Source organism: Janibacter sp. GXQ6167 (assembly GCF_041365945.1).
GTDB lineage: Bacteria > Actinomycetota > Actinomycetes > Actinomycetales > Dermatophilaceae > JBGFSK01.
Map to the genome: position 1 here is coordinate 141676 of NZ_JBGFSK010000006.1, position 22509 is coordinate 164184.

18 protein-coding genes and 1 riboswitch are annotated in these 22509 nt (G+C 68.7%); of the genes, 13 read left to right on the forward strand and 5 right to left on the reverse strand.

Going from position 1 to position 22509, the window contains the following annotated elements; all coding sequences use genetic code 11:
* Positions 1-71 precede the first annotated feature (71 nt).
* Positions 72-971, forward strand: a complete 900-nt coding sequence (gene dapA, locus AB8K43_RS10780; protein ID WP_370894197.1) for a 4-hydroxy-tetrahydrodipicolinate synthase — start codon at positions 72-74, stop codon at positions 969-971.
* On the forward strand, positions 968-2656 hold the full coding sequence (locus tag AB8K43_RS10785) for a ribonuclease J (protein ID WP_370894199.1): 1689 nt from the start codon (positions 968-970) through the stop codon (positions 2654-2656). Before dapA ends, AB8K43_RS10785 begins: the two co-directional genes overlap by 4 nt.
* Positions 2657-2740: 84 nt before the next feature.
* Here AB8K43_RS10785 and AB8K43_RS10790 read toward each other — a convergent pair whose 3' ends face one another.
* Together AB8K43_RS10790 and AB8K43_RS10795 are read right to left on the reverse strand one after the other, a co-directional pair.
* A complete protein-coding gene (locus tag AB8K43_RS10790) occupies positions 2741-3430 on the reverse strand; it encodes a hypothetical protein (RefSeq protein WP_370894201.1) in 690 nt (229 codons plus the stop codon).
* A gap of 305 nt (positions 3431-3735) precedes the next feature.
* Entirely contained in the window at positions 3736-5160 is a 1425-nt protein-coding gene (locus AB8K43_RS10795; protein WP_370894202.1) for an aminotransferase class V-fold PLP-dependent enzyme, read from the reverse strand.
* 44 nt (positions 5161-5204) lie between these two features.
* A riboswitch (SAM riboswitch) is annotated at positions 5205-5322 on the reverse strand.
* A gap of 244 nt (positions 5323-5566) precedes the next feature.
* On the opposite strand from AB8K43_RS10795, the gene AB8K43_RS10800 reads away from it, so the two are divergent.
* The 4 genes from AB8K43_RS10800 to AB8K43_RS10815 all read left to right on the forward strand — a co-directional run bounded on the left by AB8K43_RS10800 (position 5567) and on the right by AB8K43_RS10815 (position 10258).
* Positions 5567-6595: a nucleotidyltransferase domain-containing protein gene (locus AB8K43_RS10800; protein WP_370894204.1), complete on the forward strand. Its 1029-nt coding sequence runs from the start codon at positions 5567-5569 to the stop codon at positions 6593-6595.
* A gap of 57 nt (positions 6596-6652) precedes the next feature.
* Entirely contained in the window at positions 6653-6868 is a 216-nt protein-coding gene (locus tag AB8K43_RS10805; protein WP_370894206.1) for a hypothetical protein, read from the forward strand.
* Positions 6852-7304 carry an HIT family protein gene (locus AB8K43_RS10810; RefSeq protein WP_370894207.1) on the forward strand — a complete coding sequence of 151 codons (453 nt, stop codon included), beginning with the start codon at positions 6852-6854 and terminating at the stop codon, positions 7302-7304. The genes AB8K43_RS10805 and AB8K43_RS10810 overlap by 17 nt, the downstream gene beginning before the upstream one ends.
* A gap of 176 nt (positions 7305-7480) precedes the next feature.
* Positions 7481-10258 (forward strand): DNA translocase FtsK 4TM domain-containing protein, encoded by a 2778-nt coding sequence (locus AB8K43_RS10815; RefSeq protein ID WP_370894208.1) that lies wholly within the window; start codon positions 7481-7483, stop codon positions 10256-10258.
* 9 nt (positions 10259-10267) lie between these two features.
* On the opposite strand, the gene AB8K43_RS10820 is transcribed toward AB8K43_RS10815, so the two are convergent.
* Entirely contained in the window at positions 10268-11290 is a 1023-nt protein-coding gene (locus tag AB8K43_RS10820; RefSeq protein WP_370894209.1) for a TlpA family protein disulfide reductase, read from the reverse strand.
* Between the two features lie 236 nt (positions 11291-11526).
* Here AB8K43_RS10820 and AB8K43_RS10825 point away from each other — a divergent pair, with 236 nt between their 5' ends.
* From AB8K43_RS10825 to AB8K43_RS10855, 7 genes are all read left to right on the forward strand, one after another.
* Positions 11527-11922, forward strand: a complete 396-nt coding sequence (locus AB8K43_RS10825; protein ID WP_370894210.1) for a hypothetical protein — start codon at positions 11527-11529, stop codon at positions 11920-11922.
* Positions 11923-11964: 42 nt separating this feature from the next.
* Positions 11965-12669: an ion channel gene (locus AB8K43_RS10830; RefSeq protein ID WP_370894211.1), complete on the forward strand. Its 705-nt coding sequence runs from the start codon at positions 11965-11967 to the stop codon at positions 12667-12669.
* 192 nt (positions 12670-12861) lie between these two features.
* Positions 12862-14277 (forward strand): 30S ribosomal protein S12 methylthiotransferase RimO, encoded by a 1416-nt coding sequence (rimO, locus tag AB8K43_RS10835; protein ID WP_370894212.1) that lies wholly within the window; start codon positions 12862-12864, stop codon positions 14275-14277.
* Between the two features lie 80 nt (positions 14278-14357).
* Complete coding sequence (gene pgsA / locus AB8K43_RS10840) at positions 14358-14984, forward strand: CDP-diacylglycerol--glycerol-3-phosphate 3-phosphatidyltransferase (protein ID WP_370894213.1); 627 nt, start codon at positions 14358-14360, stop codon at positions 14982-14984.
* Positions 14985-14988: 4 nt separating this feature from the next.
* A complete protein-coding gene (locus AB8K43_RS10845; RefSeq protein WP_370894214.1) occupies positions 14989-15486 on the forward strand; it encodes a CinA family protein in 498 nt (165 codons plus the stop codon).
* 59 nt (positions 15487-15545) lie between these two features.
* Positions 15546-15839, forward strand: a complete 294-nt coding sequence (locus tag AB8K43_RS10850; protein WP_370894215.1) for a helix-turn-helix domain-containing protein — start codon at positions 15546-15548, stop codon at positions 15837-15839.
* Positions 15840-15883: 44 nt separating this feature from the next.
* Positions 15884-16888: a hypothetical protein gene (locus AB8K43_RS10855; RefSeq protein ID WP_370894216.1), complete on the forward strand. Its 1005-nt coding sequence runs from the start codon at positions 15884-15886 to the stop codon at positions 16886-16888.
* A 55-nt stretch (positions 16889-16943) separates the two neighbouring features.
* Here AB8K43_RS10855 and AB8K43_RS10860 read toward each other — a convergent pair whose 3' ends face one another.
* Positions 16944-17813, reverse strand: a complete 870-nt coding sequence (locus AB8K43_RS10860; RefSeq protein WP_370894217.1) for a DNA-formamidopyrimidine glycosylase family protein — start codon at positions 17811-17813, stop codon at positions 16944-16946.
* Positions 17806-22491, reverse strand: coding sequence for an ATP-dependent helicase (locus tag AB8K43_RS10865; RefSeq protein ID WP_370894218.1), 4686 nt, complete (start codon positions 22489-22491; stop codon positions 17806-17808). Before AB8K43_RS10865 ends, AB8K43_RS10860 begins: the two co-directional genes overlap by 8 nt.
* Positions 22492-22509 lie beyond the last annotated feature (18 nt).

A 22509-nucleotide genomic window follows, 5' to 3' on the forward strand; every position in this document is an offset into this window, starting at 1 on the left:
ATTAGTGCGTCCGGTGGCGATTGCCCCGGCACGAGACCACGGGCGCGGTTGCGGGCAGGTAACCTCATCCCATGTCTGAGGCGAGCCTGCACACCCCCTTCGGCCGGGTCATTACTGCCATGGTCACCCCCATGCGTCCCGACGGTTCGATCGATGCGAAGGGGGCGAAGGCCGTCGTCGAGCACCTCCTCGATCTCGGGCACGACGGGATCGTCGTCAACGGCACGACGGGGGAGTCGCCGACCCTGACCGCCGAGGAGTCCATCGAAATGGTCTCGCTCGTCGCGCAGACCGCCGCTGGGCGCGCCGCCGTCACCGCGGGCGTCGGCTCTAACGCCACCGCTCACAGCGTCGACATGGCCCGCCGCGCTCAGGACGCCGGCGCCGACGCCCTCCTGCTGATCTCGCCGTACTACAACAAGCCCACTCAGGCCGGACTGATCGAGCACTGCCGCACCGTCGCGGGCACGACCGACCTGCCGGTCATGCTCTACGACATCCCGGGGCGCACGGGGACCCCCTTCACCACGGAGACGCTGATCGAGCTGGCCGCAGAGCCGACGATCACGGCGGTCAAGGACGCCAAGGGGCAGCCATGGGCCTCCAGTCACGTGATGGCCGCGACCGACCTGCTGTGGTTCTCAGGCGCCGACGAGCAAAACCTCTCGCTGCTTGCCGAAGGGGCGACCGGCGTCGTCTCGGTCGTGGGTCACGTCGCGGGCCGCCAGTACGCCGAGATGGTTGCGGCGATGGACGCGGGCGACGTCGCGACCGCGCGGGAGATTCACCGCCGACTGATCCCCGCCGTCGATGCGTTGATGACCACCTCTCAGGGCGCCATCATGGCCAAGGCGGCGCTCGTCGAGTTGGGGGTCATCGAGCACGCGAGCGTGCGGCTGCCCTATGTGGAGGGTCCGCCGGAGCACCTCGACATCCTGCGCGCCGGACTACGTGAAGCGGGTCTGCTGTGAGCCACCCCCACCCGGACCTCGCCACGCCGCCGCCGCTTGAGAAGGGGGCGCTGCGCGTCACCCCGCTCGGTGGCCTCGGCGAAATCGGCCGCAATATGACGGTCATCGAGCACGACGGGCAACTGCTCATCATCGACTGCGGGGTCCTCTTCCCCGACGATCATCAGCCGGGCGTCGACCTGATCCTGCCGGACTTCGAGTCGGTGCTGGATCGTCTCGATGACGTCCAGGCCATCATCTTGACCCACGGGCACGAGGACCACATCGGGGCGGTGCCCTATCTGCTCGCGCACAAGCCGGATATCCCGCTGGTCGGTTCGCAACTGACCTTGGCGCTCGTCGAGGCGAAGCTCAAGGAGCACAAGATCACCCCCTTCACCCTCGGGGTGCGCGAAGGGGGGCGGGAGGAATTCGGGACCTTCGACTGCGAGTTCATCGCGGTCAACCACTCGATCCCCGATGCGCTCGCGGTCTTCGTGCGGACCGAGGCCGGGACCCTGTTGCACACCGGCGACTTCAAGATGGATCAGCTCCCGCTCGACGGCCGGATCACTGACCTGCGCGCCTTCGCCAAAGCGGGGGAGGAAGGGGTCGACCTCTTCCTTACGGACTCGACCAACGCGACCGTGCCTGGGTTCGTGCCGCCGGAGCGCGACATTTCCTCGGCGATCGACAAGGTCTTCCGGCACGCCGAGCGGCGGATCATCGTCGCGTGCTTCTCCTCGCACATGCACCGGGTGCAGCAGGTGCTCGACGCTGCGCAGAAGGCGGGCCGCAAGGTCGCCTTCGTCGGCCGGTCGATGGTCCGCAATATGAAGATTGCCGCTGAACTCGGTCACCTGCACGTGCCCGACGGCGTGCTCGTGGACGTCAAGAAGCTGAGCGATCTGCCCGACGACAAGGTGGTGCTGATCTGCACCGGGAGCCAGGGCGAGCCGATGGCGGCGCTGGCCCGGATGGCGAACCGGGACCACCGCATCGACGTCGGCGTGGACGACACGATCATGTTGCTGTCCTCGCCGATCCCCGGGAATGAGGGGTCGGTCTGGCGGGTGATCAACGGTCTGATGCGCCTCGGCGCACACGTCGTCCACAGCGGTGGCAGCGAGCGGGTCCACGTGTCGGGTCACGCAGCCGCTGGTGAGTTGTTGTACGTCTACAACATCGTGCGGCCGCGCAATGTGTTGCCGGTGCACGGGGAGTGGCGTCATCTTGTCGCGAACCGGGACCTCGCGGTCGCGACCGGTGTCCACCCTGATCACATCCCGCTCGCCGAAGACGGCGTCGTCGTCGATCTGATCGACGGAAGGGCTCGGATCGTCGGCGCCGTCCCTGCCGGATACGTCTATGTCGACGGGTCCTCGGTCGGCGAGGCCGACGAGGAGATGCTGAAGGACCGGCGAATCCTGCGCGACGAGGGTTTCGTCTCGGTTGTCGTGGTGGTCGACTCCACGACCGGCAAGGTTGTCGCCGGCCCGGAGATCACTGCGCGCGGTTTCGCCGAGGACGCCGAGATCTTCAACCAGGTGCGGCCGAAGATCGTTGCTGCGCTCGACGAGGCGGCCTCGAAGGGGGCGACCGATGTGTACGCGCTCCAGCAGGTCATCCGCCGGGCGATTGGCGGCTGGGTGGGCGGCAAGATCCGCCGCCGCCCGATGATCATCCCGGTCGTCATCGAGGCGTAGGGTTCGATTAGCGAGTGTGGAGCAGAGATAAAAGCGCCCACCGGTGTTAATCGCACCGGTGGGCGCGTCATCGAGATCTGCGAATCAGGACGGTTCGCTCGTCAGTTTCGGTGCCGCGGACTCTGCGGAACGGGTGGAGGGTGTCTTTTCCACATCCATCCGCTGGGCGCGGGCCCCGCTCCGGAATGGGCCGAGAGTGCCGTTGCGTCGTTCGAACGTGAGCTCCTCGGCTGGTTGCGGACTGTTTGGGCCGTCGGGGTCAATCGTGATGAACCGCTGCGTCCAGTAGGTCACGTTGCGACACCAGTTAAAACCCTGGGTAAAGGAGGCTTGGACGTGGAAGCCGCCGAGATAGAGCCGCTCGACACCCAAAGCATCAGTCTGCCGATCTTCGGGGTCCAGCGCGCAGTTGTAGGTCCAAGTGTACGGCGTGTAGATGTATCCGTCGGCCTTCCTCGCCGAAGCCCCTCGACCCTCGTACTCCCAGCACGAGGAGTGTCCGCTTCGGTTGGTCCAGGCAGCGGTCTGGTTGCCGATGATCCAGTAGGTAATCTTCGGATCTGCGATGACGGAGTCGTCGGTGATGTCATAGACATAGAGGCCATAAGGAGCGCCATCGGGACCTACCCCGTTTATGGTCGAGTCGACCTCCAAGGTGTAACCGCACCCGCCCTGCCATCGAGGAGTGTTTCGAACCCAACCGTTGATGCCAGGGTCTTTTCGAAGAGAGGCGGCGAAGGTGGGTGCCGCTGCACCGAAGGCGAGTATCGGCAACGACCATGCGGTGCCCTTAGCGACAGAGCGTCGGGAGATGGGACGTGAAGCCGCAGCGACGTGCGCTTGTCCTCTAGACATGTCCATTCTGTCCTTGAGTGTAGACAACTTACGGGGGCGCATCAGAGTAGGCTCGCTACTATTCCGCCAACGCTTCACGGTAACACAATCGGACCCGACCCCGACTCCCCAGTAACAATCTCGTCCATCATCCAGTGTCGGGCTGTAGGTTGTCTGGGTGGAAGTCTCCAGAGCGAAGGGCAGCGCGCGGAGAGTTTCTGGGACCCACGGTGCGTTACCCGCATTTACCAGGGGGACGGGGCAGCGACGACTTCGTGGCCGTCGGCGCGCCAGGCGCCCTCGGCGTCGCGGGTGTAGCGGCGCGACGGGCCGTTGGCTGCCAGAGAACGAACGGCCGCGATAAGTCGCTCGACGTGCTCCAGGCGGTTGCCGAGGCCAAGGCTCACGCGGACCGCAGCCGGAGCGTCGCTCCCTTCCCGCCGCAGCAATTCGTCGACGAGCAGGTGCGCGCAGAAGCGGCCATCGCGCACGCCGATGCCGTGCTCGAGGGACAGGGCCGTGGCGACGAGGTCCGCTTCGAGGCCCTCGATCGTGAAGGTGATCACGGGCACTCGCTCGTGGTCCTCACCGAAGATGCTGTACGTGCGCACGCCGTCAATCCCCGCGAGCCCCTCGCGCAAGCGAGCGAAGAGGGCGCTCTCGTGGGCCTCGATCGCCTCACCATGGCGGCGGAAGGTCGCGCACGCGGCAGCGAGGGCGACCGCGCCGAGGACGTTGGGGCTTCCCCCTTCGTGCCGCGCCGCACCTCGATGCCAACTCGTCCGCAGTGGCGAAACCTCCTGCGTCGCACCACCACCCGCGAGATAGGGCTCCGCGCGGTCCAGCCAGTCGCGACGGCCCGCGAGCACTCCGGCGCCGAAGGGGGCATAGAGCTTGTGTCCTGAGAAGGCGACCCAGTCGGCGCCCAGCGACTCGAGGTCGACGGGGCGGTGCGGAGCCAACTGCGCGGCGTCGATGACGACCCGCGCACCATGGTCCCGGGCGATCCGGGTGAGGCGCTCGAGCGGCCAGAGTTCGCCGGTGACATTCGAAGCCGCGGTTAGGACGACCAGCCGGTGCTCGGCCGGGATGGTGGAGAGCGCGTCCTCGAGGCTCACCTCGGCGTCGCGCACGGTGTAGGGGACCGGCAGGCGGGCGGTCTGAGCCTGCGGCCAGGGCAGGAGCGTCGCGTGGTGCTCGGAGTCATAGACGAAGACGACCGTGCCCGTCGGAAGCGCGCGGGCCAGCAGGTTCATCGAATCGGTCGTGTTGCGCGTGAAGATCACGATGTCGTCCTCGCGCGCGCCGACGTAGCGGGCGACCTCTTCGCGGGCCGCCTCGTAGGAGCCGCTGGAGATCTGCGACGCGTAGCCCTTGCCGCGGTGCACGGACGCATAGGTCTGGGACGCGATGTCGACGGCCTGCTTCACCGCGGCGAGGACGGGTGCCGATGCCGCGTGGTCGAGATTGGCGTGTTCGACGACTCGGCCATCGAGGGCACGGCAGGTCAGGCCCGCAGCGAGAGTCGATGGCACCAGCGACGGGGCGGCGACCTGGAGGTGAGCCTGGGGCGCGCCAGAGTGCGCCGAGGGGCGGGCTTCAGCCGACGCAGTGTCCTGGCTGGGCGCGGCCGTCGAGCGAAGGGCGGTGGTGTCGTGAGCCACTGACATGGCGCTACTCCTGGTCCGATCTGGGACCCGAGGTGTCACTCACGAGCCCGCGCTTGCCGCGCGAGCACTGCGCCCGCCGGCCAGGTCGTCACCCGGAGCACCCCACCGCGGAAGGAGGGTTGCCGACCAGCAAGCCGGGGCTTGATGCTGGCACTCATGACCTTGGGCGGAAACATAGCCCACCCCACCGGGCCCTTGTCGACGCCGGGCCCGGACTATCTCACCGGATGAGATCCACGGTGACTGGGTGACAGTGGGAGCGCCCGGGAATCCGGGCGTTCCCACCGTCACCCGGAGGCTGCCCGATCCGACAGCGGACCCGGGGGTGCTCCGCTGGAGGGAATTCCACGCCAGAGGGGAGTGTGGAAAGGCTCCGCCGGGGCCCTGGGCCCCGTACCGTTGATCTATGGGCGATGAGACGGAGCTTGAGCGCCTCATCGCGTCGGGTCGCTTCCCCTCAGTTGCCCAGTCCCGCGCGACCTCAGCGCAACGCCTTGAATCAGCCCGCGAGGCGCTCCGGTCCCACCGAGGAGGTGGGCTCGACGTTGTGGCTTTCGGGTCACTGGCGCGGGGAGAGATGACTGCAGAGAGTGACTTCGATTACCTCGTTCTCGCACGAGAATTGCCTCGAGATCCCCGCGCCACGATCGATCTGTTAAAGCGAGCGGACGCGATACGCCGTGACTGGGGGACAGGTGCAGGCCACGACGTGCGCCAGCCCGGGGCCTCCGGGTTGTTCGGGACCGCGGTTGGTGCCTTCGAGATGATCGATCAGATCGGGCTGCAGGCGGATACGAACCACTCCCTGACGCGCAGAATGCTCCTGCTTGAGGAGTCGACGAGCCTGATGGACTCCGAGGTGCATGCCGAAGTGGTGAGTGCTGCACTGGAGAGGTACCTCCACGTTGGACCCAAGCCTGCGTCGGACCCCGACAAGGCGCCGCGCTTCCTGCTCAACGACGTAGTTCGATACTGGAGGACGCTAAGCGTCGACTACCAGGCGAAGGCCCGCGATGGCGAGCAAGTCTCAGGCCTGCGGTATCTCAAGCTTGTGATCAGCCGCAAGGTGGTCTTCGCCGGGACCCTCATGTCGCTCGTGACCTGCGGCCTCGATGGCTGGCACAAAGCGACCGCCGATGACCTTCGTGCGCAGTTCGCGATGACGCCACTGGAGCGACTGGTGCAGGGTTACAGCAGGTTCGACGACAAGGGAAGGGAAGCAATCGAGGGTGTCATCGCTGTTGTGGACTACTTCCTCAAGGCCAGCGGGAACGCTGAGTGGCGCGACGCGGTGCGGCGAGGGCGCTCCGACGGCGCCGCCGTCGAAGAGTTCGAGCAGGCGAGGCGTCAAGCGCAAGACCTCCAATCGCACCTCGAGTCCCTCTTCTTCTTCGGCGAGTTGCAGGGGAGGACGCGTGCGTTGCTCGTCTTCTAGAGCGTTGTCAGACACATGCGATACAAATGTTCGATCGCAAGAGAGGTGATGGACAGTATGAACGATGCGACGAGACAGTTAGGGGACTCGATCCGCAGCGCGGTTATCAAGCGTCTCGATGAAAATCCTGAGTCCATCGACGAGTTGGCTGACGGCCTCAACGTGTCGAGTGGTGCTGTCCACCGCATGATGGAAGCACCACGCTGGGATCTTTCTTTGGCACTGTCGGCGGCCGACCACCTCCGGATGCGTCTTCATGTCAGTGCTAGTTGAGACGAGGGCCGACGAGGTCACCACGGCTCCATGTCTTACCTGTGGGTTTACCCTATGGAGCCCCATTGTCAGTCTGGGTGTCTCGGTCGTCGGTCTCTATGACGACGGACGCTTCCCGGGCCGAGCGATCGTCTCGCTGAAGGAGCACAGAGATCATCTTGAAGAGCTGACCGAGGGCGAATTGTCGCGCTTCATGCGCGACATCCAGGTGGTCTCGCGTGCGCTGCGATCGGAGGAGGGTGTCGCCCGGGTCAACGTGGCCATCCTTGGGAACCAGGAGCCCCATGTGCACGCCCACGTGATCCCTCGCAGACCCGAGATCGAGCCCCTTCCCCACAATGCCCCATGGCAAGACACCCGTCCCCGTCATGAGTTGTCCGCCGATGCCCGAGCGGACATTATGAAGCGGCTCAGGATCCGCTTGATGAGCGGTTGACCGCTGTCCCGTGCAGGCCATGGGCCCGGGGGTGCTCCGTTGGAGGGAATTCCACGCCGGAAGGGGGAGAGTCCTCCACGGAAGGCGACGTCGCGGCCGAAGGGGCGGCGAGGCTAGTTGCCGGTGATGCGCGTGTGACACGTGTGTCTGAGGTGACTTTGGCCTAATCTGCCAGCATGGCTACTCGTCCCTCCACGTCGTCGCGCTCTCGCGCTGGTACCAGCCGCGCCTCGAGCGGGCGGGGGACGGGTCGCAGTTCCAGCCAAACCAGGCCCTCGGGTCGCAAGCCGTCCACCAGCAGCGCGCCTAAGAAGGCCGAGGCGAAGGGCGGAGGGCTGCCGCTCCCTCTTCGCGCCCTGCGCAGCACGTGGCTGGGGATCGCCGGTGCCGCAGGATCGACCGTTCGCCGCGCCGGGCAGCAGGACTCGCCGCCCGAGCCGGACCACCGCCGCGACGGGTGGGGCTTCTTCCTCGTCGCGATCGCTGTTGTCGTCGCGGCCCGCGAGTGGTGGGGCCTCTCGGGTGCCGCGGGCGATGTGATCCACGCCGTGGCGGCCGGGACCTTCGGGCGGGTGGCCTACGCGCTGCCGCTGATCCTCCTCTTCGCTGGCATCCGCCTGATGCGCGCGCCGTCGGAGGAAGCCGCCAACACCAAATACGGCCTCGGCACCGCCCTGCTGATCTTCGCCGCCTGCGGCCTCACTCACCTGGCCGCCGGGATCCCGCAGCCCCCGGCCGGCGCCGACGGGATGCGCGACGCCGGGGGCATCATCGGCTTCCTCGCCTCGGATCCGCTCGCGACCGCGCTCACCACGACGCCGACGCTGATCCTGTTGATCCTGCTCACGATCTTCGCGCTCCTGCTGCTGGCGGGCACCATGGTCCACCAGCTGCCCGAGCGCCTGGCCTATCTGCGCGCGGCCATCACCGGCCAGGAGCCCGACGACGCGAGTGATGACCCCGCGGCCGCCGCCCTGCGCGGAGCCCGTCGGCGCCGCCGCGACTACGACGACGGTGTGTCCGGTGAGCGCGACGGCGACACCCCCTACGAGCAGGCCGCCATCGTCGAAGGGGGTCAGCGTCCGGCCCGCCCGCGCAAGGGACGCAAGCGGGCTGGCGGCGATCTCGACGAGATCCTCGACAGCACCTCGGACCCGACCGCGTCGAGCGCCGAACCAGCGCAGCCCGGCCCGCGCCCCGGCGAGAAGCGCCCCACCGCCCCGGGCGTCCTCGCCCCGGGCGCCGCGGCCGCGACCCCAGCCAGCGATGCCCCCCTTCAGCCGCCGCCCACGCAGCAACTGCCCCAGCGGGTCGAGCAACTCGCCCTGGCCGGCGATGTCACCTACGCACTGCCCGACTCGGCGGCCCTGAAGCACGGCGCCCCCCACAAGGCGCGCTCCCAGGCCAATGACCGCGTCGTCGCTGCCCTGACCAATGTCCTGGACGAGTTCGGGATCGATGCGCAGGTCACCGGCTTCCACCGCGGCCCGACGGTCACCCGCTATGTCGTCGAACTCGGCCCCGGCGTCAAGGTCGAGCGCGTCACCGCCCTGTCGAAGAACATCGCCTACGCCGTCGCTTCGGCCGATGTCCGGATCCTCAGCCCCATCCCCGGCAAGTCCGCGATCGGGATCGAAATCCCGAACGCCGACAAGGAGATGGTCTGCCTCGGCGATGTCCTGCGCAGCGATGTCGCGCGGCACAACGAGCACCCGATGGTGATGGGCGTCGGCAAGGACGTCGAAGGGGGATATGTCATCGCCAACCTCGCGAAGATGCCCCACATCCTCGTCGCCGGCGCCACCGGGTCGGGTAAGAGCTCCTTCGTCAACTCGATGATCACCTCGATCCTCATGCGGGCCACGCCCGACGAGGTCCGCATGGTGCTGGTCGACCCCAAGCGCGTCGAACTGACCGCCTACGAGGGCATCCCGCATCTCATCACCCCGATCATCACCAACGCCAAGAAGGCCGCCGAGGCGCTCCAGTGGGTCGTGCGCGAGATGGACATGCGCTACGACGACCTGGCCAACCACGGTTACAAGCACATCGACGACTTCAACAAGGCGGTGCGCGCGGGCAAGGTCAAGGCGCCCGAAGGGTCCGAGCGCGTCATCGCCCCCTACCCGTACCTGCTCGTGATCGTCGACGAGTTGGCCGACCTGATGATGGTCGCGCCGCGAGATGTCGAAGACTCGATCGTGCGGATCACCCAGCTCGCACGGGCGGCGGGGATCCACCTGGTCCTCGCGACCCAGCGCCCGTCGGTCGATGTCGTGACCGGTCTGATCAAGGCCAACGTCCCCTCCCGCATGGCCTTTGCCACCTCATCGCTTGCTGACAGCCGCGTCGTCCTCGACCAGCCCGGCGCCGAGAAGCTCCTCGGCCAAGGTGACGCCCTCTTCCTCCCCATGGGCACGAGCAAGCCGATGCGCGTCCAGGGCGCGTGGGTCACCGAGTCCGAGATCCACGAAGTGGTCGGGCATGTCACCGGGCAGCTCAAGCCGACCTACCGCGAGGACGTGGTCGCCGAGGCGCCCAAGAAGCAGATCGACGATGACATCGGTGATGACCTCGACGTGCTGCTCCAGGCCGCCGAGTTGGTCGTCACCACCCAGTTCGGCTCGACGTCGATGCTCCAGCGCAAACTGCGCGTCGGCTTCGCCAAGGCGGGCCGGTTGATGGACCTGCTCGAATCCCGGGGGATCGTCGGCCCGTCCGAAGGGTCCAAGGCCCGCGAGGTCCTCGTTGGCCCCGATGACCTCGCCGGGATCCTGTCCCTGATGAAGGGGGAGGAGCCGCCGCCTCCCGCACCGACCGAGCAGTCGACCGAAGAGGTGGACCTCACCTCGTCGGCCTCGCCCGACCGGTATGCCACCGACCCGATCGGCACCGAGATCCCCGTCGACGACGACCCCGATGAGGACGCCTGGGGGTTGACCGGCCGCGAGTAGGGACGCGCGCTAGCTGGCGTCCTCGCTGACCTCTTCGGGGCCCAGCGTGGCGTGAAGTTGCTCGCGGATATCGGCGACGAAGGTCGTCACCGCCTCTTCACCAATCACCGGACCACCGGCGAGCATCCCGTCCGCGCCGAGGAGCACCGCGCTCGGCGTGCCGACCTGGAAGGTGAGTCCGACGACACCGTTGGGGTCGAAGAGGACGAGGTCGGAAGGCAGGGGCTGCGAGCCCTCGTAGTAGTTCTCGGGCTCCCCATAGAGCACCGCCCGCACGCTGACCGGGTCAAGTTGCTCGGCCCAGCCCTCGACCTGCGGGGTGATCCGCTGGCAGCCGCCGCAGCCGAAGCTCACGAAGATCAGCAGGCACGCGCGCTCGACGACGAGGTGTTGCAGGGTGACGTTGTCCCCCTTCTCGGTCTTGAGCACGCCGAAGGGGATCGCCTGGCGCAGGTAATCAAGCTCGGCCTCGTCCCCGTCCTGATCGAGGTAGGCGATCTCGCGAGCGGAGCGTCCCGGGGTGCCGAAGATCAAGACGGCGACGGCGGCGACCGCGATCGTCAGGGCCAGCCAGAGCCAGGTCACGCCCGGAGCCGCAGCGAGCCGGGGAAGGATCGCGCCGGTCATCGCCGAGTAGACCGCGAACTGCGAGAGGACGACCAGGATCAGGTTGCGCCACACCGTGGCTCGCGTGACCAGGCCCAACCCGAGTTCGCCGAAGCAGTTGCACGTGACTGGCTCGTCGAAGGTCAGCGCCCGCACGACGACCAGGAGGTAGCCGAGCATCAGCAGCATCGTCGCGGCGGCCACTACGACCGATGCGGGAGGTGGGAGCAGAAGCAGCCCGGCGGCCAAGATCAGCTCGATGATCGGGAGGTACCGCGGGACGGGGGAGTTGCTGAGCCAGGTCGGCAGGCGGAGTGAAACGAAGGCGTCCTGCGCCGGCTGACGATGGCGCAACTTCGCGACGGCGCTGAAGATCAGCACCGCGGCGATGACCAGGGTGGGTAAAAGAAGGGGGCCGTGACTCACTTCATCAGCCTAACGGCGAGGCTCGATGCCCCGCGGCGCCCACGAGGGGAGGGGGCGCGGCGGCTCGGGAGGAGGCGATCGTGGGAAAGGCCACTGACCCCCAAAGCCCCATTGCAGACTGAAGTAGCGCAAACTGTCTCTTCTTGGCGAAATCCGCTGAGCAATAACACCAATAAACGGGAGGTCGGGGACACACAATGGCCCTTTGGCAGGCTGCCCATTACCGCATAGTCACCGTGAAGTCCCGCGCATCCGGCGGCTCCTCGTCCGACCACGGCCCCGATCGGGGCAACTGCTCCGGCGAGCAGATGTCGTCAACCTCACCGACAGAATGGGCCTGGTACACCCTCGACCGCATCGTTCGACAGCACCTGCCGGCGGCGCTCGGGGATAGCGACGAGTCCCTCGCATCCTTCCTGCGCCGACAACCGCTCGTCGGGCCGTTCACGATGAATCTGCCCATGGCCGCCCTCGAGCTCTCCTCGGCGAGCGCCGACCTCTCCCCCCGCCACTGCCGCGACCTGGTGGAGATCCGCACGATTCTCGGGACAGCGAAGCGCCCGTGGCACGTCACGAGGCGTCGTGTCGACCGGTTAGTCCGCCTCATTCAATCGATGACCCCAACGTGCTGACGGTCCGGTCGAGACCGGGGCGAAGACTCTAGAGTGGCGGGCATGGCGTCCAAGCAGTGGTACGAACTCGATGAGAAACTCACGGGTCGCCGCTACGCGATGGCGCTGGTGCGCAAGCAACCCTCAGCGGTGCTGCTGCTGATGCAGATGTTCATCATCGTCTTGATGCCCTGGTTCGACGGCCGCCAGCATGCCCGGGCGATCTTTGCCGGTCTCAGCCTCGCGGCGCTCACCCTCGCCGTGTGGACGGTCCGCTCGACGCCAGCGCTGACCCGCCTCGCGCTCTTCATCGCCCTTCCAGCCATCGTGCTGGAGGTGTGGAGCGTCATCGATCCGCAGAACACGCCCGTGGTGGTGATCGCCCACCTGCTGTTGTCGTTCTTCTACTTCTATACCGGCTACGCGCTCGTGCAGTACATCTTCGCGGACCGCTTCGTCACCAAGGACGAACTCTTCGCCGTCGGCGCCGCCTTCACGGTCTTCGTCTTCGCGTTCGCCTATACCTTCATTGCGATCCAGGAGATCTGGCCCGGCTCGTTTACGAACTACGCGGGGGATCTGCGGGTGAGCTTCCACGAGATCCTCTACGGGTCGGTCGCGAACCTCACCAGCGTCGGCTCGACCGACATCATCCCCCTGCGTCCCCATGCCCGGGCCGTGGTGATGATCGAGCAGATCGCGGGCGTTTTCTACATCGCGATGGTGATCTCGCGCCTGGTTGCCATGTCGGCGATGCGCCGCACCTGAGACCGACCGGTTACGCCGACACGCGAGGCGAGTTCCGGCGTGTCGGCGTTCCCCGGGCCTTGAGTCGCCGACACGCGGGGTGAGTTCCGGCGTGTCGGCGTAATCGGCCGCCCACCGCTTGCAGCGGCCGCTCCGGTGCTCCGACGGGGACCGGGCCCGACGTTTTCGGGCAGCGCCACATAGAGTGAGGGCATGTCCCCTTCGACCCGTAGCGTCGCCCTGGTCACCTTGGGCTGCACCCGCAATGAGGTCGATTCCGAAGAGCTCGCCGGACGCCTCGCGGCCTCCGGCTGGGACCTCGTCGATGACGCGGCCGAGGCCGATGTCGCGGTGATCAACACCTGCGGCTTCATCGAGCAGGCGAAGAAGGACTCGATCGACGCGATCCTCGAGGCCGATGGCCTGCGCGAAGGGGGGCGCACCCAAGCGGTCGTTGCCGTCGGGTGCCTGGCCGAGCGCTACGGCGCCGAGCTCGCCACCGAACTGCCGGAGGCCGACGCCGTCCTGGGGTTCGACTCCTACGCCGACCTCTCGACCCACCTCGGCGAGATCCTCGCCGGGGGCCAGGTCGAGTCACACGTCCCACGGGACCGCCGCTCCCTTCTGCCCCTGACCCCGCTCGAGCGGGCCGACGCCGCCGACGCGAAGGGGGTTGCCGTCCCCGGGCATGGGGCCAGCGACCTGCCGCGGGCTCGCCTCGACGACCGCCCCTGGGCGCCGCTGAAGATCGCCTCCGGGTGCGACCGGCGATGCGCCTTCTGCGCGATCCCGACCTTCCGCGGCTCCTTCGTCTCGCGCCGCCCGAACGATGTCCTCGCCGAGGCCCGCTGGCTGGCCGAGCAGGGCGTGCGCGAGGTCTTCCTCGTCTCCGAGAACTCCACGTCCTATGGCAAGGACCTCGGCGATCTGGACCTGCTGAGCGCGCTGCTCCCCGAGCTGACCGCGATCGAGGGCATCGAGCGGGTCCGCGTCTCCTACCTGCAGCCCGCCGAAATCCGCCCCGGACTCCTCGAGACGCTGGCGGCGACCGACGGCGTCATGCCCTGGTATGACATTTCCTTCCAGCACGCGTCGAGCAGCCTCCTGCGCCGGATGCGCCGCTTCGGGGGGACCGAGGCCTTCCTCGACCTGATCGCCGGGATCCGGGAGCGCCAGCCGCACGCGGCGATCCGCAGCAATGTCATCGTCGGCTTCCCTGGAGAGACCGAAGCCGACGTCGAGGAACTCATCGACTTCCTCACCCGCGCCCGCCTCGACGTCGTCGGGGTCTTCGGGTACTCCGATGAGGATGGGACCGAAGGGGAGTCCCTCGACGGCCACCTGGACGCCCACGTGATCACCGAGCGCGTCGAGCGTCTCACCTCGCTCGTCGAAGAGCTGACCGCCCAACGCGCTACCGAGCGCGTCGGCGAAGACGTCATCGTGCTGGTCGAGGAGTACGACCCGGAGACCGGCGACGTGATCGGCCGGGCCGCCCATCAGGGGCCGGATGTCGATGGGGTCACCGTGCTCCTGGGGTGGAGCGAGCCCCCTTCGATCGGAGAATTCGTCCCGGCCACCGTCATGGACACCGAAGGCATCGACCTCGTCGCTGAGGTCCGCGCGTGACGACCGACGAACCCCGCGGCGCCGGTAGGGGGTCGGAGCGGCCAGCGAGCGCAGCTCAGCCCGGTGAACCAGCTCCGGGCGTGAGCACAGCGGCCATCGAACCGAGTCCGTGGAACCTGCCGAATGCGCTGACCGTCCTGCGGATCCTGCTCGTCCCCCTCTTCGTCTGGCTGCTGCTTCGCGCGGGCGGCGAGGATGCCGCATCGAGGTGGGCGGCCTGGGCGGTCTTCAATGTCGCGATCTTCACCGACCGGATCGACGGCGATATCGCCCGCAAACGCGGGATCGTCACGAACTTCGGCAAGGTGGCCGACCCGATCGCGGATAAGGCGTTGACCGGAGCCGCGTTCGTGAGCCTGTCGCTCATCGCGATCATCCCCTGGTGGGTCACGATCGTCGTGCTCGCGCGCGAACTCGGGATCACGCTCATGCGGATGTGGGTGATCCGCCATGGCGTGATGCCCGCAAGCCGCGGGGGCAAGGTGAAGACCTTCCTGCAGGCGATGGCGCTCGGGATCCTGATGGCGCCGCTGTGGGTGCTGCCGTGGTCGGGGCTGTGGGAGGCGATCGGATACATCGTCTTGGCGCTCGCCGTGATCGTGACCCTGGTGACCGCCGTGGACTACATCCTCAAGGCGACGGTGCTACGTCAGACGAGCGAGCGGTCGGCCCGCAAGCGCGCCCGCGAGGCCGAGCGCGGGCACTAGCGCCATGGCTGACGATTCAGCGAGCGAAGTGATCGAGGCGCTGCGGGCCGAGGGTCTCCACCTCGGGTGCGCCGAGTCGCTGACCGGCGGGCTCGTGGCTGCGGGATTCGTCGCGGTGCCAGGAGCCTCTCGCGTACTCCGAGGCGCGATCGTCGCCTACGACCCCGCGGTCAAGGTCGATCTCCTCGGGGTGGATGCCGCGCTGGTCGGCGCGGTGGGGACCGTCGACCCGCGGGTCGCGGCGCAGATGGCTGACGGGGTGTGCCGCGCTGTCGGTGCCGACATCGGGGTCGCGACGACCGGTGTCGCCGGGCCCGGTCCGGCCGAAGGTCACCCCGCCGGGACGGTCTTCCTCGCGGTCGCCGGGGCGAAGGGGGAGCAGGTGCAAGAACTCGCGCTGAGCGGCGAGCGCGCAGCGGTGCGGGCCCAGGCTGCGGCCGCGGCGATCGACCTGGTGCGAGATGTCCTGCGCGGGTCGAGCGCATCCCGCCGAGGCGGTTAGGTACCGTAGGTCACACCAGGCGAAGCGGTGCGAGGCGCGAAGGGAGGGCCTAACAAGCGATGTTGTTCCGGGAAGAACTTGGCGAGGTCCTGCGCGAATACCGCAAGGCACAAGGACGCACCCTGCGCGAAGTCGCCGCCCAGGCCTCGGTGTCCCTTGGCTACCTGAGCGAGATCGAGCGGGGAGAGAAGGAAGCCAGCTCGGAGATGCTCGGTGCGATCTGCCTGGCCCTCGACCTGCCGATGTCGGTTGTGCTGCACGACCTCGCCGGACGCGCCCGGCGCATCGAAGCCATGACCGCTCCGGTCGCCCTTCCAGTTCGCGCCGCGACCGCGGAGGCTTCTGCGGCGTAAGGGGCGACGGGCCGCTAACAGTTAACGAAACACCAGGGGGATCCGTGACTGCTGGTCAGCCACGCGCGCAGAAGGACAGCTCGCTGCCGCTCATCGCGGGGATCATCGCGGGAGGGACGGTCCTCGTCGCACTCATCGCCGGGGTCGCTCTCGTGATGATGTCGCGCGGCGGTGATCAGAAGGTTGGTGGGACGACCTTCGAGCGGGCCGTCGAGACCATGGACTGGGAGGCTGTCTCCCTCAACGGCAGAGTGTCCTTCCGATACGTCGACCTGGCCCAGTACCGCGAGTCCTTCGACGTGGATCAGGCCAGTGACCTGGACCTGGGCCCGACCCTGCTCGACCTCGCCATGCCAAACGAAGTGGCTCGCTCGTCCGGAACCTGCAGAGCGGACAGGGACGACCTTCGCGCCGGGCTCATCCCCTCCGCTACCTACTCGGTTGTCACGCTGCGCGCGGGGATCGTCGCTCCAGGTCAAGAGCTCTTCGATACGGTGGCTGCGTCCTGGACAGGCGGCGAGTGTGGCATGACCCGCTCGGGGGATGTCGTCTCCGGCGGGGAGGGTCCGGTGCCCGGCCCCCGGGTGGAGCTTACCGACGACCTCTTCGTCTCAACGCAGGGCGCGCCCCGCGCGCCGACCTTCGAGCGCGGGCGGGGTGACCTCTTCGGTGACACGGGGGCCAGCGACCTCCGTCCGTGCATCGGGGAGCGCCCCCTAGTCGTGACGCTCCATGCTGTCCCGGATAGTGCGCGAGCCGGGGTGAATGTGCCGGATCACGTGACGGCGATCGCGCTCGTGACCGAGACGAAGGCCAAGGGTGAGATGTCCTCGCGGGTGTGCGTAGCGACCGATGGGTCGGTCGAGGCCGTCAAGACCGCGCTAGAGACCAAGCAGCCAGGGCGCAGCAAGATGACCCCGACGAATATCGCCGTCGATGGTTCGGTGATCACCGCTGACCTCCAATCGGGAGGGGAAGATCAGTACGGCGGCGACCCGCAGGTCGTGTTGCACTCCGCCGTGCCCGAGGCCACCGGCTTCCTCTTCTAGCGTCCTCGGCTCGCCCCCTTCGGCCGGCTCCGGGTCATAGCCGCGGGGTGGGATCTTAGGAGCGCCGGGGGGAGGAGCCGAGGGGGCGCTGCGGGCGACCGTCGTCGGTGGGGGCCAAACCACCCTGACAGGTAGGGCAGGAAAAGATCGTCCGCTCGCGCGGTGCCTGCCCAGCCATCGCCACCCGCACGGTGGTCCCGCACCGGCGGCACGGACGCCCCGAGCGACCGTGGACGTAACTCGTCGCGCCGGGCTGGAACAGGCCCGTGCTCGACTGGATCGCGTTGCGGGCGCCGCGGGACATGAGCGTGTGGATCCTCGTCGTGAGGGTCAGCAGGGTGTCCGCGTCGATCTCGCTCACGGGCCGCCAGGGGTGGATTCGCAGGATGAAGAGGGCCTCGCTCGCCCAGTAGGTGCCAACCCCAGCAAGGAGCCGCTGGTCCAGCAGAGCCGCGGCGATGGTCAGTTCCGATGCTGCGGCGCCAGCGGCGGCGAGGTTGGCCGCAGCCTGCGCGGCGTCCCAGTCCGGGCCGAGGACATCGGGTCCGAGGTGACCGACGAGGCGGTGCTCCTGGTCGGTGCGCACAAGGTCGAGCATGCCAAGACGCAGGCCGAGCGCCGTCCACTGGCTGGTGCCCACGGCGGCACGCAAGGTATGGCGCCGAAGGGCGGCGGCCTCGGCGCTCGATCCCAGTGCCGCGACCCGCCACTGGCCCTCCATCCGCAGGTGACTGTGCAGCGTCCACCCGCCCGCGGTCCGGTGCAGGATGTGTTTGCCGCGGGCGACGACCTCGGTCGTCACGTCTGCTCGCAGGACGGCGCCGTCGAGATTGCCCCAGCGCAGGTCGGCGCGCTCCAGAGTCTCGCCGGCGAGGGCGGAGTTGAGCCGCCGCGCCGTGCGCCAGAGCGTGTCGCCCTCAGGCACGGCGCAGCCTCAGTCCGCGCGTCGTCGCATGGAAACCCACCTCGGTGAGGGCGGCGGCGAGCGGGTGCTCCGAGCCGAGCGCAGCAGAGCCGTCGATCCGCTCGACGGTCAGGCGCGCCATGCGCCCAGAGTGCACCAACTGCGCGAGCGCGCGGGCCGCCACGGTCAGTGTCTGCGGGTCGTGGGACCAGGTCAGCACCGTCCGCCCGCCGCGCTCGACGTACAGCACGAGAGCGTCCGCCACGATGATGACCAGGGCTCCGGCCTTGCGTCCCGGCTGGTGACCGCCCTCTTCGGGCCGGTCGGGCCAGGGGAGTGCTGCGCCGAAGGGGTTTGCGGGGTCGGTGGCCGCGAGCACGATCGCGGAGCCAGCGTCGGGCGAGTCGCCCCGTCCCCCGTCGGCCCGCAGTCGGTCGACGGCCCCGGCGGTGGCGAACTGGGAGCCGCCCAATCCCTCGACGAAATAGCCGCGGCGGACCTGCCCTGCCTCTTCGGCGGCGCTCAGCACCCGATGGATCCGCGCGTAGCCGCCGGGGACCTCCTCGGCTGTCGCGGCGCCCCGAGTAAGCACCCCATGTCGGTCGAGCAGACCCTCGGCCAGGGCGTGGGTCCGAACCGTCGGTTCGGTCGCAGCGACCGGCAGTCGGGACCACCGACCGGCGGTCCGCGGAGGTCCGGTGCGACTCGGCAGACTGACCCGTCCCAGACGTGGCCGGCCGCCATAGCGACCGCGCGGGGCCGCGACCGGTTGGCGGCGGTGGGCGGTGCGACCGCCCTGAAGCATCGCCCGTAAGGGAGCCCCGCTGTCACCCGTGACCACTCCGCGCCACACCAGATCCCATAGGGCGTCGCTCAGGCGGGTGTCGTCGGTGCTCCCGAGGCCGTCCGCCAGGCTGCGGAAGAGGTAGGCGCCGCCGCCGTCGAGTGCGGCCAGGATCTCTCGCGCGGTCTCATCGAGATCCTCGACCTGCGGGATCGGCAGGGTGACCTCCGCGGTCTCGGCGAGGTGGAAGGAGACCCACCCGTCGTCGCCGGGCATCGCCCCGTGGCCGGCCCACAGGACCTCGCCGGTGGTGATGAGTTCGTCCAGGGTGCTCGGCTGATAATCGGTGAGGCGCGCCGGGAAGATCAGTGATTCCCAGGCGCTCATCGGCAGCGGAACCCCGCCTAGTTGCTCGATGACGCGTAGCAGTCCGTCACTTCCGCGCATCCGAGAACCGACTCCTTGCCAGGCGGGCAGGAACTGGATCAGGCGCTCGGCGGCCACGGGTTCGACCTCTTGGCGCAGCGCGGCGAGCGAGCGCCGCCGGAGCATGCGCAGCACCTCGGCGTCGCAGTAATCGGCGCCGGTCCCTCCCCCCAGGTCAGGAGGACGCAGGTCGCCGGTCGCGAGCCGTCCGTCAGCGGTGAGCCGGCGCAGGACATCCTGGACGACCGCCGGCCCGAGATCGAGCCAGGTCGCGACGTCCGAGACGGTGAAGGGGGTGTGCGTGCGGGCATAGCGCGCCACGAGATCACCCAGCGGATCGGCGACCGGGTCCAGCAGGGTCTGCGGGACCCCAGGCGGGACCGCCGTCCCGAGCGCATCGCGCAGCCGACCGGCATCTTCGATCACCGCCCAGCGATCCTCCCCAGCGATCCGGACGGGGATGATCTGGCGGCTGTCCTCCAGGCCGGCCAGGGCCGCAGGCACCTCGACGTCATCGCGCGAGCGGGCGCGTAGGTCGGCGAGGGATAGCGGTCCGAGGACCCGAAGCAGGTCGACCAGGTCCTCCGCGTCGCGAGCATGTCGGCTCGGCGCGAGGTGCTGGAGCTCGGCTTCGGTGGTGCGGACCGCGTCGGGATCGAGCAGGTCGGCGAGGGCCACCTGATCGCCACGTCCGAGCAGGTCGGCGAGCAGCGTCGGGTCGAGGGTGAGCGCCGCCGCTCGACGCTCAGCGAGCGGCGAGTCCCCTTCGTAGAGGAATTGCGCGACGTAGCCAAACATCAGCGAGCGAGCGAAGGGGGAGGGCGTGCGGCTCTCGATGTCGACGAGGCTGATCTCGCGTCCGTCGATCTGGCGCATCAGCTGGGTCAGGGCCGGGACGTCGAAGACATCCTGGACGCACTCGCGCACGGCCTCGAGCACGATCGGGAAGTCGGGATAACGACTTGCGACCTCGAGCAGCGAGGCCGCCCGCTGGCGTTGCTGCCACAGCGGCTGGCGCCGATCCGGGCGGCGGCGGGGGAGCAGGAGCGCTCGCGCCGCGCACTCGCGGAACCGGGAGGCAAACAGCGCGGAGCCCCCGATCTGCTCGGTCACGAGATCGTGGACCTCGTCGGGCTCGAGCCGGATCAACTCGACGATCTCCTGGCCCAGGTCGCGTGCGGTCCGGGGGCGAGGGGTGTCCGCGCTCGGCTCCTCCCACACCTCGTCCCACCCGAGATCCAGGTCCGGCAGGCGCAGCACGATCCCGTCATCGCCGTGCATGGCCTGGACGTCAACGCCGTAGCGCTCGCGCATCCGGGCACTGATCGCCAGGGCCCAGGGGGCGTGGACGGGTGCGCCGAAGGGGGAGTGGATCGCCACCCGCCAGTCGCCGAGTTCGTCGCGGAAGCGCTCGACGACGATCCGGCGGTCGTCGGGGACGACGCCGGTCGCCTCGCGCTGGTCGCGCAGGTAGGTCAGCAGGTTGTCGGCCGCCCACGTGTCGAGCCCGGCGGCGGCGAGGCGAGCGCGACCCCCTTCGTCATCGAGCACGGCCACTTCGCGCACGAATTGGCCGAGGGCGGCGCCGAGTTCGGCGGGGCGGCCGAGTTGGTCGCCGTGCCAGAAGGGCAGCCGCCCCGGTTGGCCCGGAGCGGGGGTGACGCGGACCTGGTCGTAGGTGATTTCCTCGATCCGCCACGAGGTCGTGCCGAGGGTGAAGACATCGCCGACGCGCGACTCGTAGACCATCTCTTCGTCGAGTTCGCCGACCCGGCGGCCCGGGCCCTCGCCGCCGGCGAGGAAGACCCCGAAGAGCCCGCGATCGGGGATCGTCCCGCCGCTGGTCACGGCGAGGCGTTGCGCACCGCGTCGCCCGGTGAGGGTCCCGACGGTGCGATCCCAGACGATCCGTGGCCGTAACTCGGCGAAATCCTCCGACGGGTATCGGCCCGCCAGCATGTCCAAGGTGGCGTGAAGGACCGGCAGCGGGAGGGCGGCGAAGGGGGCTGAGCGCCGGGCGAGCGCGTGCACCTCTTCGACGGTCCAGTCATCCATCGCGCACATGGCGACGATCTGTTGGGCGAGCACGTCGAGCGGGTTGCTCGGAACCTCGATGGACTCGATTGTCCCGGCGCGCATCCCCTCGACGACCACGGCGCTCACGAGCAGGTCGCCGCGGTACTTCGGCATCACCACCCCGTGGCTGACCGCGCCGACCTGGTGGCCCGCACGACCGACCCGCTGCAGACCTGAGGCGACCGACGGGGGCGCTTCGATCTGGACGACGAGGTCGATCGCGCCCATATCGATCCCGAGTTCCAACGACGAGGTCGCGACGACGCACGGCAGTCGTCCGGCCTTGAGTTCCTCTTCGATCTCGTCGCGCTGCGGTTTGCTCACCGACCCGTGGTGGGCGCGAGCAAGGATCGGCGGGGCACCGGCGCTTGCTCCGGCCTGGCCCATCATCTCGGCGGGCGGGCGATGCTTCGCGGGCTCGATGATCCCGTCGATGGGCGTCGGCTCGCCCCCTTCGTCCTCGTCGGTCTCGGCGTGCCGCTCGGCCCAGATCTCGTTGAGCCGGGTCGTGAGGCGCTCGGCGGTGCGGCGGGAGTTGACGAAAACGAGCGTGGAGCGGCGGCTCTCGACGAGGTCGACGACGCGCTGCTCGACGTGCGGCCAGATGGAGGCGCGGGGTTCTTCTCCGGCGGCGAGGCCGCTTAAGTCACCGGTCGGTTGCCCGAGTTCGGCGAGGTCGGGGACGGGCACGACGACCTCGAGCTCCCACTCCTTGGCCGAGGGCGGCTGGACGACCTCGACGGGCCGGCCACCAGCGAGGTAGCGGCCGACTTCGTCGACCGGTCGAACCGTCGCCGACAGCCCGACGCGCTGCGCAGGGGATGGAAGCAGCGCGTCCAGGCGCTCCAGGGTCAGGGCGAGATGGGCGCCGCGCTTGGACCCGGCGAGCGCGTGGACCTCGTCGATGATCACCGTCTCGACCCCGCGCAACGCCTCGCGGACGCTCGAGGTGAGCATCAAGTACAGGCTCTCCGGGGTCGTGATCATGACGTCGGTCGGAGCCTTGGCGAAGGCTCGGCGTTCCTTGGCCGGGGTATCGCCCGAGCGCACCGCGACCTGCACATCGGGGACGGGCAGACCGAGGCGCCGGGCAGCGTGTCCGATCCCGACCAGGGGAGCGCGCAGGTTGCGCTCGACGTCGACGGCAAGGGCCTTCAGCGGGGAGACGTAGAGGACCCGGCAACGCGCCATCGGGTCCTCCGGCGGGGGCGTCGATGCCAGTCGATCGAGGGCCCAGAGGAAGGCCGAGAGGGTCTTACCGGAGCCGGTCGGGGCGACGACGAGGGTATGGCGGCCGGCGCTGATCGCGTCCCACGCCCCAGCCTGGGCCTGCGTGGGCGCGGCGAAACTGCTGCGGAACCACGCGGCGGTCGCCGGGGAGAAGCGGGTCAGCACGTCGTCGGAGTCGGTCATCACCGGACAGCCTGCCAC

Bases quoted from the DNA above. Each gene is read 5' to 3' on its own strand.
- AB8K43_RS10865 (WP_370894218.1), bottom strand. From the start codon at position 22,491: ATGACCGACTCCGACGACGTGCTGACCCGCTTCTCCCCGGCGACCGCC.
- AB8K43_RS10815 (WP_370894208.1), top strand. From the start codon at position 7,481: ATGGCTACTCGTCCCTCCACGTCGTCGCGCTCTCGCGCTGGTACCAGC.
- AB8K43_RS10850 (WP_370894215.1), top strand. From the start codon at position 15,546: ATGTTGTTCCGGGAAGAACTTGGCGAGGTCCTGCGCGAATACCGCAAG.
- AB8K43_RS10795 (WP_370894202.1), bottom strand. From the start codon at position 5,160: ATGTCAGTGGCTCACGACACCACCGCCCTTCGCTCGACGGCCGCGCCC.
- dapA (WP_370894197.1), top strand. From the start codon at position 72: ATGTCTGAGGCGAGCCTGCACACCCCCTTCGGCCGGGTCATTACTGCC.
- rimO (WP_370894212.1), top strand. From the start codon at position 12,862: ATGTCCCCTTCGACCCGTAGCGTCGCCCTGGTCACCTTGGGCTGCACC.
- AB8K43_RS10830 (WP_370894211.1), top strand. From the start codon at position 11,965: ATGGCGTCCAAGCAGTGGTACGAACTCGATGAGAAACTCACGGGTCGC.
- AB8K43_RS10805 (WP_370894206.1), top strand. From the start codon at position 6,653: ATGAACGATGCGACGAGACAGTTAGGGGACTCGATCCGCAGCGCGGTT.
- AB8K43_RS10800 (WP_370894204.1), top strand. From the start codon at position 5,567: ATGGGCGATGAGACGGAGCTTGAGCGCCTCATCGCGTCGGGTCGCTTC.
- AB8K43_RS10845 (WP_370894214.1), top strand. From the start codon at position 14,989: ATGGCTGACGATTCAGCGAGCGAAGTGATCGAGGCGCTGCGGGCCGAG.
- AB8K43_RS10810 (WP_370894207.1), top strand. From the start codon at position 6,852: ATGTCAGTGCTAGTTGAGACGAGGGCCGACGAGGTCACCACGGCTCCA.